At 70.7% G+C, this 15,452-nt stretch carries 13 protein-coding genes and 1 pseudogene; 7 read left to right on the forward strand and 7 right to left on the reverse strand.

What is annotated here, in order from left to right; all coding sequences use genetic code 11:
* Nucleotides 1-19 precede the first annotated feature (19 nt).
* Together dapD and HHX37_RS15275 are read left to right on the forward strand one after the other, a co-directional pair.
* Nucleotides 20-985 carry a 2,3,4,5-tetrahydropyridine-2,6-dicarboxylate N-succinyltransferase gene (gene dapD, locus HHX37_RS15270; RefSeq protein ID WP_182885823.1) on the forward strand — a complete coding sequence of 322 codons (966 nt, stop codon included), beginning with the start codon at nucleotides 20-22 and terminating at the stop codon, nucleotides 983-985.
* A 99-nt stretch (nucleotides 986-1,084) separates the two neighbouring features.
* Complete coding sequence (locus HHX37_RS15275) at nucleotides 1,085-1,261, forward strand: hypothetical protein (protein WP_182873855.1); 177 nt, start codon at nucleotides 1,085-1,087, stop codon at nucleotides 1,259-1,261.
* A gap of 86 nt (nucleotides 1,262-1,347) precedes the next feature.
* On the opposite strand, the gene HHX37_RS15280 is transcribed toward HHX37_RS15275, so the two are convergent.
* Nucleotides 1,348-3,192: a glycoside hydrolase family 6 protein gene (locus tag HHX37_RS15280; protein WP_310738168.1), complete on the reverse strand. Its 1,845-nt coding sequence runs from the start codon at nucleotides 3,190-3,192 to the stop codon at nucleotides 1,348-1,350.
* A gap of 416 nt (nucleotides 3,193-3,608) precedes the next feature.
* Between HHX37_RS15280 and HHX37_RS15285 the strand changes: the two genes are divergently transcribed.
* The 3 genes from HHX37_RS15285 to HHX37_RS36695 all read left to right on the forward strand — a co-directional run bounded on the left by HHX37_RS15285 (nucleotide 3,609) and on the right by HHX37_RS36695 (nucleotide 7,194).
* Nucleotides 3,609-4,586 carry a malate dehydrogenase gene (locus tag HHX37_RS15285; protein ID WP_117408628.1) on the forward strand — a complete coding sequence of 326 codons (978 nt, stop codon included), beginning with the start codon at nucleotides 3,609-3,611 and terminating at the stop codon, nucleotides 4,584-4,586.
* Between the two features lie 117 nt (nucleotides 4,587-4,703).
* The gene (locus HHX37_RS15290; protein WP_182885824.1) at nucleotides 4,704-6,092 is read left to right on the forward strand and encodes a dihydrolipoyl dehydrogenase family protein; all 1,389 of its coding nucleotides are present in this window, start codon (nucleotides 4,704-4,706) and stop codon (nucleotides 6,090-6,092) included.
* 58 nt (nucleotides 6,093-6,150) lie between these two features.
* Nucleotides 6,151-7,194 carry a hypothetical protein gene (locus HHX37_RS36695; protein WP_182885825.1) on the forward strand — a complete coding sequence of 348 codons (1,044 nt, stop codon included), beginning with the start codon at nucleotides 6,151-6,153 and terminating at the stop codon, nucleotides 7,192-7,194.
* Nucleotides 7,195-7,254: 60 nt separating this feature from the next.
* Here HHX37_RS36695 and HHX37_RS38205 read toward each other — a convergent pair.
* The 5 genes and pseudogenes from HHX37_RS38205 to HHX37_RS15320 form a co-directional block, all read right to left on the reverse strand.
* Nucleotides 7,255-7,740: pseudogene (locus HHX37_RS38205) on the reverse strand (DUF998 domain-containing protein); the annotation flags it as partial.
* A gap of 72 nt (nucleotides 7,741-7,812) precedes the next feature.
* Nucleotides 7,813-9,498: an alpha-amylase family protein gene (locus HHX37_RS15305; RefSeq protein WP_182885826.1), complete on the reverse strand. Its 1,686-nt coding sequence runs from the start codon at nucleotides 9,496-9,498 to the stop codon at nucleotides 7,813-7,815.
* Nucleotides 9,499-9,622: 124 nt separating this feature from the next.
* Nucleotides 9,623-9,826: a cold-shock protein gene (locus HHX37_RS15310; protein WP_117408627.1), complete on the reverse strand. Its 204-nt coding sequence runs from the start codon at nucleotides 9,824-9,826 to the stop codon at nucleotides 9,623-9,625.
* Between the two features lie 212 nt (nucleotides 9,827-10,038).
* Nucleotides 10,039-10,977 carry a phosphotransferase enzyme family protein gene (locus HHX37_RS15315; protein ID WP_244302188.1) on the reverse strand — a complete coding sequence of 313 codons (939 nt, stop codon included), beginning with the start codon at nucleotides 10,975-10,977 and terminating at the stop codon, nucleotides 10,039-10,041.
* Nucleotides 10,978-10,999: 22 nt separating this feature from the next.
* Nucleotides 11,000-12,463, reverse strand: coding sequence for an XRE family transcriptional regulator (locus HHX37_RS15320; RefSeq protein ID WP_117408620.1), 1,464 nt, complete (start codon nucleotides 12,461-12,463; stop codon nucleotides 11,000-11,002).
* A gap of 239 nt (nucleotides 12,464-12,702) precedes the next feature.
* On the opposite strand from HHX37_RS15320, the gene HHX37_RS15325 reads away from it, so the two are divergent.
* Nucleotides 12,703-12,990, forward strand: a complete 288-nt coding sequence (locus HHX37_RS15325; RefSeq protein ID WP_117408619.1) for a hypothetical protein — start codon at nucleotides 12,703-12,705, stop codon at nucleotides 12,988-12,990.
* 159 nt (nucleotides 12,991-13,149) lie between these two features.
* Here the strand turns inward: HHX37_RS15325 and HHX37_RS15330 are convergent, their stop codons facing one another.
* A complete protein-coding gene (locus tag HHX37_RS15330) occupies nucleotides 13,150-13,842 on the reverse strand; it encodes a DUF427 domain-containing protein (protein ID WP_310740381.1) in 693 nt (230 codons plus the stop codon).
* Nucleotides 13,843-14,030: 188 nt separating this feature from the next.
* Between HHX37_RS15330 and cysS the strand changes: the two genes are divergently transcribed.
* Nucleotides 14,031-15,398: a cysteine--tRNA ligase gene (gene cysS / locus HHX37_RS15335; RefSeq protein WP_182881479.1), complete on the forward strand. Its 1,368-nt coding sequence runs from the start codon at nucleotides 14,031-14,033 to the stop codon at nucleotides 15,396-15,398.
* The last annotated feature ends 54 nt before the right edge of the window (nucleotides 15,399-15,452 follow it).

The raw sequence follows: 15,452 nt of genomic DNA on the forward strand, positions 1-15,452 counted from the left end.
GCCGGTAGCGTAGGTGCCCATGACAGCTATCGACTCCACCTCTGGTGCGTACGGCATCGGCCTGGCCACGATCGCCGCGGACGGCACCGTGCTGGACACCTGGTTCCCCTTCCCGGCGCTGGGCGAGCCCCCGGCCGTGGGCACCGAGCCGATCTCCCACGAGGACCTGGGCGAGCACATGGCGGAGCTCGTCGGCCCCGACCCCGCCCGCGGCGTCGAGGTCGTGGCCGTGCGCACCGGCGTCGCCGACCTGGCGGCTCCGCCGGCCGACGCGCACGACGCGTACCTGCGCCTGCACCTGCTGTCCCACCGTCTGGTCCGGCCGCGCGGGCTCAACCTCGACGGGATCTTCGGGCTGCTGGCCAACGTCGTGTGGACCAACCACGGCCCGTGCCGCGCGGAGGGCTTCGAGGAGGTGCGGCTGCGCCTCCGGGCCCGCGGCCCGGTGACCGTGTACGGCGTGGACAAGTTCCCCCGGATGGTCGACTACGTGCTGCCCGCGGGCGTGCGGATCGCCGACGCCGACCGCGTACGGCTCGGGGCCCACCTGGCGAGCGGCACCACCGTCATGCACGAGGGTTTCGTCAACTACAACGCCGGCACGCTCGGCGCCTCGATGGTGGAGGGCCGGATCTCCGCCGGGGTCGTCGTGGGCGACGGCTCCGACGTGGGCGGCGGCGCCTCGATCATGGGGACGCTGTCCGGCGGCGGCAAGGAGGTCATCTCGATCGGCGAGCGGTGCCTGCTCGGGGCCAATTCGGGCATCGGCATCTCGCTGGGCGACGACTGCGTGGTGGAGGCCGGGCTGTACGTCACGGCAGGCACCAAGGTCGCCCTCCCGGACGGGCAGGTCGTGAAGGCCAGGGAGCTGTCGGGCAAGTCGGGCCTGCTGCTGCGCCGCAACTCGACGACCGGGGCCGTCGAGGCGGTGTCCAGGGAGAGCAGGGGCATCGAGCTCAACGCCGCGCTGCACGCCAACGACTGATCTCCCCTGCCGAGGCGCACCCTGAGATGACCCTGAGTCTGCCCTGAACTTGGCCTTCGGCCCTGTGAGCGGGGGGAGTGCGGCCCGTACCGTGAAGGCATGGGACGCATTCTCCTCATCGCAGCAGCCGTCGTCGTCGGGTTCTTCCTTCTCGGCTCCGTGATCGGGCTCATCTTCGGCGCACTGAAGTGGGTCCTGATCATCGGCGCGATCGCCCTGATCGTGTCGGTCGTGTTCAAGCTCACCCGGAGCAGCCGGTCGAGCCACTACACCTGACCGGCGCGGTACACGCAGAAAAGGGGCGGGCCCCGTCGCGATCGCGACGGGGCCCGCCTTCTTGTGCGCCTACGCGGTTCCTCGGGTTACGAGATGGGCGGGTAGGCGTTCGCCAGGAGCTGCTGGAACTGGGCGGAGAACCAGTGGCCCGACAGCGGGGCGTTGGCGAGCGCGCCCGTCAGGTTGTTGCCGTTCAGGCTGTTGCCGTGGTAGGTCGGGTCGCACATCGGGTCCGCGCCCTTGCCCTCGTCGTTCGGGATCTGCGCGCTGGCGCCGTCGGACTCACCCGGAGGCTTGATCCAGACGTAGGCGTCGAGACCGGTGGCGGGGTTCGCCCTCGGCCGCTCGCCCATGCCGGCACCGGACTGGTTGCACCAGTTGCCGGCGTGGATCCGGCGGTCGACGCGGGACTCGTTGACGAAGGTGTCCACGTTGGTGGACGTGCTCGCCTTGGTCGGACGGGCCGAGCCGCCCCAGCCGTTGCGGGAGGTGTCGATCAGCATGCCCAGCGTGTTCGGGAAGCCCTTCGCCACCAGGGCGTTGCGCAGGCCGACCGCGAAGGTCTGCTCGTCCACGTAGTAGTTCCAGTCGACCCACTTGGACTGACGCACCGACTGGCCGTTCACCGAGGTGTTGATGGTGAAGTACGGCTCGGACAGCGCGGCGAAGTTGGCGGTGTTCGTGATGAAGCCGTCGACGCTGTTCACGCCCGCGGTGGTCCCGGACGCGACCTGGTGGAAGAGGTTCACCACCGGGCCGAAGTTGGTGTCCCAGCCGAGCCAGGCGTGGTGCGCCGCGTCGATGTAGGTGTAGACGTTCCGGATCGCGTGCAGCTTGTTCAGCGCGTACTGCACACCCTGGACGTAGGCGCCCGAGGACTGGGCCTCCTGGCACGCCTGGAAGTTGCTGACGTTGGTGATCAGGTTCGGCAGCGAGTCGGGCTCGATGATCGTCACGATGCGGAGGTTGGAGTACTTCGAGTCAGCCATGATCCCGGCGATCACGTCGATGTACTCGGACTTGTACCGCGCGAGGCCGTTGTTCGCGATCTTCAGCTCACCGTTGGAGGCGAGCGCCGAGCAGTCACGGTTCGGCAGGTCGTAGATGACGACCTGGATCGTGAGAGGCGCGCTGCCGTTGGCCGCGTCCTGCCTGACCGCCTCGTCCAGGTGGTCACGCAGACCCAAGCTGTTCTGGCCCGCGGAGCCGGAGCTGATCGCGGCGATGCGGTCCAGCCAGACCGCCGTGGAGGTGTTGGCGATCTTCGAGCCGCCCGGCTCGTTCGACGCGCTCCTCGACCAGTCCGGGTTCACGTAGCCCGTGGCGCCGGAGTACGGGTTGTCCACGTGGGTCCCGGGCGGCGGCGGCGAGTACGACGGCGACTGGGACGGGGACTGCGACGGCGACTGCGAAGGAGACTGAGACGGCGACTGCGAGGGGGACTGCGAAGGAGACTGAGACGGCGACTGCGAAGGAGACCGCGACGGCGACTGGGACGGCGACTGCGACGGCGACTGCGGGGTGCCGTTGCAGGACACACCGTTGATCTTGAAGTCGGTCGGCGACGGGTTGCTGCCGGTCCAGGTGCCGTTGAAGCCGAGGCTCGTCGACGCGCCGGTCGCCAGCGACTTGTTCCAGTCGAGCGCGGTCGCGCTCACGTTGCTGCCCGACTGGCTCCAGTTGGCCGACCAGCCCTGGGCGACCTTCTGGCCGCTGTTCGGGAAGGTGAACGTGAGCGTCCAGTTGCTGAGCGCGTCGCCCAGGTTCTGGATGGTCAGGTTGGCGGACATGCCGCCCTGCCACTGACTGGCGGAGTAGGTGACTTTGCAGGAGACCGCGGCACTCGCCGAAGTGGCGGTGGCCACGGCCGCCGTGGAGCCGATCGCGAGCACGGCCGCCGCGACCAGGCCGCGGCGCACCGTGGAGCTCACGGCTCCCGGTCGGGGGGTGGATCTCATTGGGAAGGTCCTCCTGGCGGTGGTTTCTGCGCTTGGGAGCGCTCCCACGAACCATAGGCACCACCCCCGGCGCCGTACAGAGACCCGTCAAGACCCACATCGCCACGGAAAGCCCACCCGGCGTGTACCCGCCGCCCGAACAGGGCATCCATGGTGACGTTACGCCCGAAGACGCCTGCGTGTTACGTGAAAGTTTCACCCATTCATCCGTGAAACGCGTGGCCAGGGGCCTACTGCGCGTCAACCCGCCTCCTCCGGGCGTTCCGCCGGGCGGCCCCGGCGGAACGCCCGGGGCGGACGGCACCGGACACGAACCTGACCTGGTCACGAGGGGACGGGATCCGGCGGGTAGCATCCGTGAGTCACACATATCGCGAATGGGGATCGTCATGACCGTCAAAGTGACCGTCACCGGCGCGGCCGGCCAGATCGGTTACGCGCTGCTGTTCCGCGTCGCCTCGGGCCAGCTTCTCGGGGCCGACACCCCGGTGAAGCTCAGCCTCCTGGAGATCCCGCAGGCCGTGAAGGCGGCCGAGGGCACGGCGATGGAACTCGACGACTGCGCGTTCCCGCTGCTGCGCGGCATCGAGATCTCCGACGACCCGGCCCGGGCCTTCGACGGCGCCAACGTCGCGCTGCTCGTCGGCGCCCGCCCCCGTACGAAGGGCATGGAGCGCGGCGACCTGCTCGAGGCCAACGGCGGGATCTTCGGCCCGCAGGGCAGGGCCATCAACGACAACGCCGCCGACGACATCCGCGTGCTCGTCGTGGGCAACCCGGCCAACACCAACGCGCTCATCGCGCGGTCCGCCGCTCCCGACGTGCCGGCCGAGCGGTTCACCGCGATGACCCGCCTCGACCACAACCGCGCGCTGTCGCAGCTCGCCGGCAAGCTGAGCGTCCCGGTGACCGAGATCAGCAAGATGACGATCTGGGGCAACCACTCCGCGACGCAGTACCCGGACCTCTTCCACACCGAGGTCGGCGGCAAGGTCGCGGCCGAGCTCGTCGAGGAGGAGTGGCTGCGCGACACCTTCATCCCGACCGTCGCCAAGCGCGGCGCGGCGATCATCGAGGCGCGCGGCGCGTCGTCGGCCGCGTCGGCGGCCAACGCGGCGATCGACCACGTGCACGACTGGGTGAACGGCACGCCCGAGGGCGACTGGACCTCCGCCGCGGTGCCGTCCGACGGCTCGTACGGCGTGCCGGAGGGCCTCATCTCGTCCTTCCCCGTCGTGTCCAGGAACGGCCGCTGGGAGATCGTCCAGGGTCTGGAGATCGACGCGTTCTCCCGCGAGCGGATCGACGCCTCGGTCGGCGAGCTGGTGGAGGAGCGCGACGCCGTCAAGGCGCTGGGCCTCATCTGACGAACGACCCGACGACCGCGTGAGGAGGGGGCGGGCCGGTCACGGCCCGCCCCCTCCTCACGTTTTTCCCAGTGTTCCCGTACGTGCACAGGGGCCGTCCGCGGGCAGTGGACGGGCATGACTGGAGACGGGGCCTACGACGTTGTGGTGCTCGGCATGGGACCCGGCGGCGAGGGCGTCGCGGGACGGCTGGCGGAGGCGGGGCTCGGCGTGGCCGCCGTGGAGGCCGGCCTGATCGGGGGCGAGTGCGCCTACTGGGGCTGCGTCCCCTCGAAGATGATGGTGCGCGCGGCCGACCTGCTGGCCGAGGCCCGCCGCGTGCCCGGTGTGGCCGGGTCGGTCCGGGTGACCCCGGCGTGGACCCCGGTGATCGACCGGATCACCGGGGAGGGCACCGACGACTGGAGCGACGCCGACAGGGCCGAGCACTTCGAGAGCGCAGGAGTCGAGGTCGTCCGCGGCCGCGGCCGGATCACCGGCCCGCGCGAGGTGACCGTGGACGGCCGCAGGCTGCGTGCCCGGCGGGGGATCGTCGTCGCCACCGGCACCACTCCCGCCGTTCCGCCGATCGACGGCCTGGAGGGCACGCCGTACTGGACCAACCGGGACGCCGTCGTGGCGCGGCGGGTGCCCGAGTCGCTGATCGTGCTCGGCGGCGGAGCTATCGGCTGCGAGCTCGCCCAGGTCTTCGCCCGGTTCGGCGCCCGGGTCACGATCGTGGAGGGCGCCGGCCGCCTGCTGCCCCGCGAGGAGCCGGAGGCGGGCGCGCTGCTGGCCCGCGTGTTCGCCGGGGAACGCGTCGAGACGCACACCGGCGTCGCCGTCGAACGGGTGCGGCACGACGGCGACGGCTTCGCCCTGACGCTCGGCGACGACCGGATCCTGCGCGCCGCACACCTGCTGGTGGCGACCGGGCGCAGCGTCGACCTGGCGGCGATCGGCGCCGGGAACGCCGGCCTGGACGAGAAGGCCCGGTTCGTCGAGGTGGACGACCGGATGCGGGCCGGCGACGGCGTCTGGGCGGTGGGCGACGTGACCGGCCGCGGCGCCTACACGCACGTCGCCGTCTACCAGGGCAGGATCGCCGCCCGCGACATCCTCGGCGAGGGCGGGCCCGCCGCCGACTACCGCGCGGTGCCGCGCGTCACGTTCACCGACCCGGAGGTCGGCGCGGTCGGCATGACCGAGCGGGAGGCCCGGGAGGCCGGCGTCGAGGTGCGGGTGGGGTTCGCCGCCCTCGGCGACTCGGCCCGGGGCTGGATCCACGGGCCGGGGCACGAGGGCCTGGTCAAGCTGGTCGAGGACGCGCGGCGCGGGGTGCTGGTCGGCGCCACCAGCAGCGGTCCGGCGGGCGGCGAGGTTCTCGGCGCGCTCGTGGTGGCGGTGCAGAACGAGATCCCCACCGCACGGCTGCGGCACATGATGTACGCCTATCCGACCTTCCACCGTGCCGTCGAGGACGCGCTGGAGACCCTCGACCACCGGCAGGCCGATATCAACACGTGACAGAACCGGCCGGGTCCCGGACGGGTCCAATGCATGACATCCCGGAAAGGAGATGATCATGCAGCACCCCACCCGCACACGGGGACTGACCGGCCTCGCCCTGACCGTGCTGACCATCCCGGCACTGGCCATCCCGGCGGCAGCACCCGCCACCGCCGCCGCCGCGCAGGCGCGGGCCTCCCACGGCACGATCCACCACACGATCCGCTACGCGTCGGTGGACTCCTGCCCGCGCAAGGACGGCACCGCGACGCCCTGCCACACCTGGCGGCTGGACCTGCTCGACGGCAGGCGGGTCGCGCTCAAGGACGCCATGCTGTGGCCGCTGACCGCCAAGGGCAGGCCCGACAGGACCAACAGCGCCCCGCTCACGGTCAGCGGCGACGGCGAGTCGGTGGCCTACTTCCGCAAGTCCGACCACCGGCTCGTCGTACGCGAGTTCCACGGCGGGGTTCAGGGTGGCGTCCGCGTGATGCCGAGGAATCCGCTGCCGCGCGGCGTCGGCATGAACGCGGCCTGGCTGAAGCTCTCCCAGGACGGCGACCGCCTCGCCCTCGGCTACACCACGGGGGACGGCCACACCCGGGTCCGCCTGTTCGACGTGGCGCGGGCGAGCGCGACCGGCACCACCCCGGGGACGGACGGGTTCGCGGGCTTCAGCGGGGACGGCTCGGCCGTCCTCCTGCAGCGGGCCGGCGACGAGAACACCATCGGGCTGGCCGTCCACGACGACACGGGCGCCGAACTGGCCGCCGCCGTCCCGCCCCAGATCGTGGCCAACAACGGCCCATGGGGACTGTCCGCCGACGACCGCACGGTCGCCTACGTCACCGGCCTCGGCGAGAAGGCGAGGCTGCGCTTCTACGACGTCGCGACCGACCAGGCGACGGGCTCGGTCCGCTTCTCCCTGCCGAAGGACGCCGCGCTCGACATGATCGACTGGACCGGCGGGCACGAGGTGACCCTGCACCTGGTGCGGTCGCGGGGATCCCGCGACGTGGTGACCGTCCTGAAGGTCGACACCGAGACGGGCCGGACCCGGGTGCGGGACTCCTACAAGGTCCGCTCCGGCGCCTTCGCGTACCTGAGCTGCGGCGGCTGAGGCCGCCATCACCAGCAGCGCCGCCACCTCCGAGACGACGGTCAGGCGCTGCGTGAGACCGGCGGGCACCATGCCGGGGTCGAGGCCCAGCGCGCGGAGGGCGTACGGCACGACCACCAGGACGAGCGACCCGAGCGCGACCGCGCACAGCAGCCGGACCGGCCGCGACCGGGTGGCCCTGGCGACGAGCAGCCCGGCCAGCGGAAGACTGACGAACGCGGCGAACGCCGCGTAGCGGTGGATGCCCCCGGACACCGACAGGGACAGCCCCGGCCGGTCGGTCGGGAACCCGGCGACCAGCAGCAGGCAGCCGCTCCACACGCCGACCAGCAGGGCCGGGCGCCGGTCCAGCCGCGCCAGCCGTACGGCGAGCACGGCGGAGCCGGCCGCGAGCAGCGTCAGCGAGACGGGCAGCAGCAGGCCGTGCGGCGCGAAGGCGTACTCACTGATCATGTCCGTCAGCGGGTCGAGCCCCGCCGTCAGATGAAGCACGAACATCACGGCGGCGCCGGCGGCGACCAGCGTGTATCCCAAGACCATCCCCATGGCTCCTCACTGTGGCCATGGGGATGGCGGCGGCCCATCGGAGATCCACCGGAGCCGCCCCTGAGGCGTCCCCTAGGAAGGGTCTGCGGAGTCGGCGGGGGCGGTCTCGGGGGCGGAGGCCCGGAACCAGCGGCAGCCGTACCGGCCCATGGGGAAACCGGCCCTGCCCGAGTCGTCGATCTCGATCCGGCCGTCCACGAGCAGGTCGGTCAGCACCTTCGACGAGTCGAACCCCTCCAGCGTGAGCTCCACCTCGGTCTCGGCGTCGCCGAGGTTGTGCACGGCGACGACCGTCTCGCCGTCGCAGTCCGCGCGGTGCGCGAACACCGCGTCCACGCCCGTGTCGAGCACGGTGTACTTCCCCCAGGCGAACTCGGGGCAGTCGCGGTAGTGCCGGATCAGGCGGGTGATCCACGCCAGGAGCGAGTCGGGGTCGCGTTCCTGGGCGCTGACGTTCACCTTCTCCGGGCCGAAGTCGCCCTTCGGCATGGGAATGCTCACCTTGGCGGGATCGGCGTCGCTGAAGCCGCCGTTGCGGTGCGGGGTCCACTGCATGGGCGTCCGTACGGCGAGACGGCCCTCGATCTCCAGGTTCTCCCCCATGCCGATCTCCTCGCCGTAGAAGAGCACGGGTGTGCCCGGCAGGGAGAACAGCAGGCTGTAGACCATCTTGATCCGCTCCAGGTCGCCGCCGAGCATCGTCGGCAGGCGGCGCCGCAGGCCACGCCCGAACACCTGCATGTCCTTGTCCGGGCCGAACGCCGCGAAGACCTCCTCGCGTTCGGAGTCGCTGAGCTTGTCGAGCGTGAGCTCGTCGTGGTTGCGCATGAACGTCGCCCACTGGCTGTCCCTGGGCGGGTTGGGCCGCTCCCGCAGCGCGGCGGCGAGCGGCCGGGCGTCCTCGCGCGCCAGCGACAGGTACGTCCGCTGCATGCTGATGAAGTCGAAGCACATGGTGAGCTCGTCGCCGAGGTCGTTGCCGAAGTACTTCACGAGGTCCGGGTACGGCAGGTTGACCTCGCCGAGCAGGATCGCGCTGCCGTCGCGGCGGCTGAGGAACGCCCGCAGGCAGGCGAAGAACTCGTGCGGGTCGGGCAGGTCGTCACCGCTGTCGGTGACCTGCTCGATGAGGAACGGCACGGCGTCCACCCGGAACCCCGACAGGCCGAGCTCCATCCAGAAGCCGAGGATGCGGGAGATCTCGTCCTGCACCTCGGGGTTGGCCGTGTTCAGGTCGGGCTGGAACCGGTAGAACCGGTGGTAGTAGTACTGCTCGGTCTTCTCGTCGTACTCCCAGAGGCTGTCCTCCTTGTCGGGGAACACGACGCCCTGGGGGTCGTCCGGCTCCGGCTTGTCCGACCAGATGTACCAGTCACGGTAGCGGGAGTCCCGGCTGGAACGCGCCTCCTTGAACCAGGGATGCTGGTCGGAGGTGTGGTTGACCACGAGGTCGGCGATGACCCTGATGCCGCGGTCCCTGGCCACCCGCATGAACTCGACGAAGTCGCCGAGCGTCCCCAGGCGCGGGTCGACGTTGTAGAAGTCGGTGATGTCGTACCCGTCGTCCTTGTCAGGGGTCGGGAAGAACGGCATCAGCCAGATGCACGTGACACCCATCCTGTCCAGGTGGTCGATGCGCTGGATCGCGCCCCGGAAGTCGCCGATCCCGTCGCCGTTGCCGTCGGCGAAGGTCTCGATGTCGAGGCAGTACACGACCGCGTTCTTCCACCAGAGGTCGGAGGTCATGCTGAGTCTCATGACCGTTCCCGCTTCCCGGCAAAGGAGCGGCAAAACATCGGGCCCGCGCCGCCGGAACGGCGCGGGCCGACGCGGTACCGCCCGTGCGGCCGCTCACTGCCGCACCGTCACCGAGGGTCACGATCTACAGCGGCGTGACCTGTTCGGCCTGCGGTCCCTTGGTGCCCTGAACGGTCACGTAACTGACCCGCTGGTTCTGGTCCAGCGTACGATAACCGTTCGACGTTATCGCCGAATAATGAACGAACACGTCAGCGGTGCCGTCGTCCGGAGCGATGAAACCGAAGCCCTTTTCCGAGTTGAACCACTTGACAGTGCCTTCAGACAACTGCTTCTCCTTCTTGGAAGCCGCACCATGTTCCCAGGTCGGGAGCATGAGGCTGCGTAGCGGAATCGTCGCCCATCCGCGTGGGACGCTGGAATGGCACGCACGCCCGCCGCCGGGAACAACCCGGGTGCGCTTTTCACAGACCACGTTTTTGGAAATCGTCCACTGCGACACTCACAGCCTGTACGGACAGTACCCGCGATTACCTGAGGCTATGCCGGTGCCGCCATGTACCAGCGGGCGTGGCCGTCACCGCGCGTGAGCGAGTCGAGCCGGCGGGGCAGCTCCTGGCGGGAGAACGGGTCTCCGGCGGCGTTGCGGATGTGGATGCCCACGGCGTACATGTCCCGCACCTCCATGAGCGTGCCGTAGCCCGGCCACTGCCGAAGGTCGGAGCCGTACGCGTGGGCGAAGCCGTCCACGTCGTCCGTCGACAGCCCGAAGCGGCGCTGCCCGTGATAGGTGTGCACCAGGTCCCACTCGCGCGGCCCGACGGCCACGCCGTCCCAGTCGCACAGCACGACGTGCCCGTCCTGGCGGCGCAGCAGGTTGTCGATCCACGCGTCGCCGTGCAGCAGCACCGGCGCGCCGGTGTCCAGGTCGCGCCAGCGCCCGGTGAGCTCCTCGATGCGGTCTCTCAGCCAGGAGCGCTGCCCGGGGGTGAGCACCTCGGCCCGCTGCTCCACGGCGTGCCGCACCTCGGCGAGCGGGTCGGTGAGCGCCCGCAGCCCCATCGGCGGCACCGGCTCACGGTGGAGGCTGCGCAGCACCCGGCCGAGTTGCCGGGTGGTCGGACGGCCCCAGGAGGGGACGTACCGCCAGAAGGTCACCGCGCGGCCCTCGTGGACGATGGGCTGGCCGGGAATCTCGTCGACCGGCCGCACGGTCGGGAAGCCCCGGTCGGCGAGCCAGCGGGCGACCGCCAGGACCACCGGCAGGCGGGTCAGCGCGTCCGGCGCCGTCGCGATCCGCACCACCATCTCCCCGGCCGCCGCGCCGCCACCGGCGGCGTTCGCGCGCAGCTTGAAGACGGCGTTGCTGCGCAGCCGCATGAGTTGCGCGCCGCGCGCGTCCACGCCGATCCGCGCGCAGACCTCGCGCAGGACCTCGAACGCCTCCTCGGCCAGCGACGGGCGTTCCATGATCCTCATGCCGGAGGTCCTCACGACGGCGTCAGGCGTTCTCTGCGGACGGGAACAGCCCGCTCAGCACGAGCGCGGGCGACGACTCGGCCAGCACCTGCCGCAGGCGCCGCACGGCGGGCAGAGCGGGATCGGCGTCCGCGAGCAGAGCCCTGGCCCGCGTCACCACGATCGAGGTGCGGTGCTCGGCCGGCACCTGCCGCAGCGCCTCGGCCGCGATCCGGCAGGCCTCCTCGTGGTCGCCGGTCCTCGCGAGGTGGCTCGCCTGGTCGAGCAGGATCAGCGCCGGGTCGATCGTCTGGAAGCCCGGCGGGAACGTGTCCATCCCCTGGATCTTCTGGGCGTCCCCCAGCTCGATCAGGGTCCCGGTGCGGTAGAAGGTCATCCGCTTCTCGGTGAAGACGAAGGCCAGGTCGTCCTGGCTCATGCCGCGCATCCGGGCGAAGATCTGCTCGGCCTCGGCGAGCGCGATCCTGGCCGCCTTGCCGTCTCCCATCCTGGCCAGCGCGCGGGCCTCGGCCGCCGCCGCCAGCGCCGCCGGGGAGCTGGGCGCCGAGCCGGCCAGCATCCGCGCCTCGCGGGCCAGCCGGACGGTCTCGTTCAGGTCGCCGTAGTAGTAGAGGAGCATCGTCTGCTGGGCGCGGACCAGCGCGCGCAGCCGCAGGTCGCCCACGTCGTCGGAGGCGGCGCGGGCGGTGCCGTACCACGCGTGGGCCTGGCGCGTGTCGCCCAGCTTCATCAGCGCGTCGGCGGCGAGCAGGGTGAGCATCGTGGTCGCGGTGAGCAGGCGGCGCTGAACCGAGGACGGCTGGCGGGCGGCGCTCAGCCGGCGCACGTCGGAGATCTCCAGCATGACGCGGCAGAGCATGGGCATCGGCGGGGTGGTCATGTACTCACGGCGGTAACGCAGGACCTGCTCGTCCAGCCGGTCGAGCTGGTCCTCGTTCACCGTGCCCAGGGCGAGGGTGCGGTCGAGCTCGTGACGGATGCCCTCGACCTCGGCGAAGAACCGGCCGTTCGGCGTGCCCAGCAGCATCGCCTGGTGGAACAGCGCCCGGCGCTCGGCGTCGTCGGCGGTGAGGTCCTCGGTGCGGGCCTGCTCGCCGGTCTGTCCGGGCCCCACGACGACGATCCGCTGCCCGCCCGTGTCCTCGCAGTAGTCGGCGGCGAGGCCGAGCCGCACGGCGTTGGCACGGTACAAACGGGCCAGCAGGTCGATCGTCTGCGGGCGGGGGCGGGCCCGGTTGTTCTCCCAGGCGTTCAGCAGGTCGATGCTCGCGTGCGGGTGCCCGAGGTCCTGCTGGTCACACAGGTGCTCCAGCTCCTCGATGGCCTGCCGGGCCGACCAGCCGCGCCCGAGCCGGTGGGCCTTCAGCAGGCTCACGCCGCAGCACCCGTGGATCGCCTGGACGGTCTGCCACAGCGTCCACTGCCGTATCTGCGCCTGTTCGCGCCAGCGTCGCGCGCAAGCGGGTGAGTGCTCTCCGCGGGCCATGGACACGCCCTCCGTTTGTGCAGAGTCCCCGTTTACGGTTGTTTCCCCAACGTAAAGGAGCAGGCACCCAACCCCCCGCGACTGTTATGCGTTCGTGGCCGGGAACCCGTGTGCGTTCCACGGAATCGGGGTGAGTTCCCTGGTTATTGCGCGGTTTCGCGGGATCCGGACGATTGCCGGTGTGTCGTAGCGGGTTCACCCTTTCCGGTGATAGGTCCTGACGTTCCCCGGAGGCGACGATGACGACGGTAGACCGAAGTGCGGCGATGGACCATCTGGAGCGGCTCGCGGCCCAGCTCGAGGCTCACTCGTTCCAGGTACGCCTGACTGCGCCGGCAGGCCTCTACCCGCGTCTGCGTGTCATCAACCCCATGGAGCCCACGATGGCCGAGGACGTGCTGGCGTCCAACGCCAGCGACGGCGAGTGGTGGTACTGGCTGTCCTGGGCGGGCCGCATCGGCCACGCCTCGGACGTCGTCACCGCCGCCGAGCGCATCGCCAGCGTCCTGCACGTCATCCGCCGCTGACCCGACGCTGACCCGACGCTGACCCGACGCCGGCCGGACGGCACCGCGGGGACGAACCAGTGGGACGGCGCGCCGGCCGGGCCGGCCCCCGGCGCAGCGGTCCCCCGCCCGCGCGACGGTCCCGTCCGGCCGGACCAGCACCCCGCCCGCCGTGCCGGGTCAGGCGAACTTGGTCTTCGGGCGGGGCTGGAGAACGCCGTCGATGTAGACGTCCACCTTCTCGTCGTAGAAGGCGACCAGTCCGGCGATCTTCTGGGACTCCGGGAGCGGGGTGGGATAGGACCAGACGAGGTCCCTGCCCTGCTCGTCCTCGCCGACCGACCAGTACTCCGCCCGCCCCTTGTACGGGCAGCGCGTCACGGTCTCCGACGGCCGCAGCAGGTCCAGCCGCACGTCGGTCTTGGGCAGGTAGTACCGCGGGGGCAGGCCGGTCTCGAACAGGATGCGGGGACTGCGCGAGTCGGCGACGGTGACGCCCTCCACCTCCACCCGGACGTGGCGCGAAGCGGCCAGGACGTCCACCCGGGTGTAGGGGTCGCGGGCGTGGACGAAGACCTCCTCGTCCTCCTCGAACCAGTTGTCCATCGCGTCCCAGTCGAAGCGGACGTACCCGCGGATCTCCGGCAGCGGCGCGTCGTCGCCGTGGACAACGGCGGCGCCCGGCCTGCCGGCCACGTCGTGGACCGGCGCGTCGCCCCTGCTCGGCGAGTGCCGCGTCTCGCCGGTGGCCTTGAGCGCGTCCATGCGGACGTCCTCCACCGGGAAGTAGTACGTCGGGTAGTAGGGAACCTCCCAGACCAGCAGGGCGCGAGTGGTGTCGGCCACCGGCAGCCCCTCGACATAGACGCGCACGCGCTTGGCCGTCGGCTCCACCCGGACACGGCCCCGTTTCGTCGGCTCCATGGCAGCGGCAACGAGCGGGCGAGACGTCCTTATTCCCCCACCCTCACCCGCCCTCACAATCGACATTTCCCGGTGTGCGAACCCGGGTCGGCCCGCACTATCGACAGCGAGCGGATAAGTCGCTTACCCTCGGCTAGGTGGGTCTTCGCCTTTACGATACGCATCGCCGCGCCGTCCGCGATTTCGTCCCCCGAATTCCCGGAAAGGTGTCGATTTATCTCTGCGGCCCCACCGTCGTCGTTCCGCCGCATGTGGGACAGCTCAGGTCGCAGGTGAACTTCGATATTCTGCACCGCTGGCTGAAAAGCAGCGGATACGAGGTCCTGCTCTGCCGTAACGTCACCGACATCGAAGACAAGATAATCGGCAGGTCACTTTCCGAGGGAATTCCCTGGTGGCGGATCACCGATCCCGTGCACCGCGCCTTCGTCCGCGCCTACGCCGCCCTGGGCTGCCTTCCTCCCAGCGTGGAGCCACGGGCGACCGGGCACATCCCCGAGATGGTCGAGATGATCGAGGAGCTCGTGGCGGCCGGGCACGCCTACGAGGCCGACGGCAACGTCTATTTCTCGGTCGACTCCTATCCACACTACGGGTCCCTTTCGCGGCAGCAGGCCCGGCATCTCCGGGCGGCCGAGGAACACGAACGCGGAAAACGCGACCCTCGCGATTTCGCGTTGTGGAAGAGCGCCAAGCCCGGCGAGCCGGTGTGGCACTCACCCTGGGGCGAGGGGCGCCCGGGGTGGCATCTGGAATGTTCCGCGATGGCCCGCCGATATCTCGGCACGGAATTCGACATCCACGGCGGCGGAGCCAATCTCATATTCCCGCACCACGAGAACGAGATGGCCCAGTCACGGGCCGCCGGAGACGCGTTCGCGCGATTCTGGCTGCATAACGGACCGGTCACCCAGGGCGGCGAGAAAGTGCGTAAACACCTGCGCAACCCGCTGGCCCTCCCGGCCCTGCTCGACCGCGTACGGCCGGCCGAACTCCGCTATTACCTGGCGGCCGCCCATTACCGGTCTCCGGTGGAATTCAGCCTCGACGCCCTGGACGAGGCGGCCGCGGCCTACCGGCGCGTCGAGAGGTTCGTGATGCGGGTGGGCTCCGACGCCGCCGCTCCCCTTCCCTCCCCCCTTCCCGCGCAGTTCAGCGCGGCGATGGACAGCGACCTGAACGTGCCGCAGGCCCTGGCCGCCGTCCACGCGGCGGTGGCCGACGGCAACGCCGCGCTGGCCGCCGGAGACCGCGAGAGGGCGGCGCGGGAATGCCGCTCGGCCCGGGCCATGCTGAATGTCCTCGGCCTGGACCCGCTCAGCGGGAACTGGCACCGGGAAACACATCTGCAGGAAGTCGCGGCGGCGGTGCTGCGGGTGGTTCGCGATCTCGCCTCCGCCAGCTCCCGGCAGGGTGATCACGATCGCGCGCGGGCCATGGAACAGCACATCGAGACGGCGCTCGCTAATCGGCGCCAAATCGAGCACCCCGTCCTTATCAGATAGATCACGAGCCGCCCGCCGGTGAGTGAGCGTTCACATCCCCGGCCCCGGCCCGCG

The sequence above is a fragment of the Microbispora sp. H10885 genome, from assembly GCF_014161415.1.
GTDB lineage: Bacteria > Actinomycetota > Actinomycetes > Streptosporangiales > Streptosporangiaceae > Microbispora > Microbispora triticiradicis.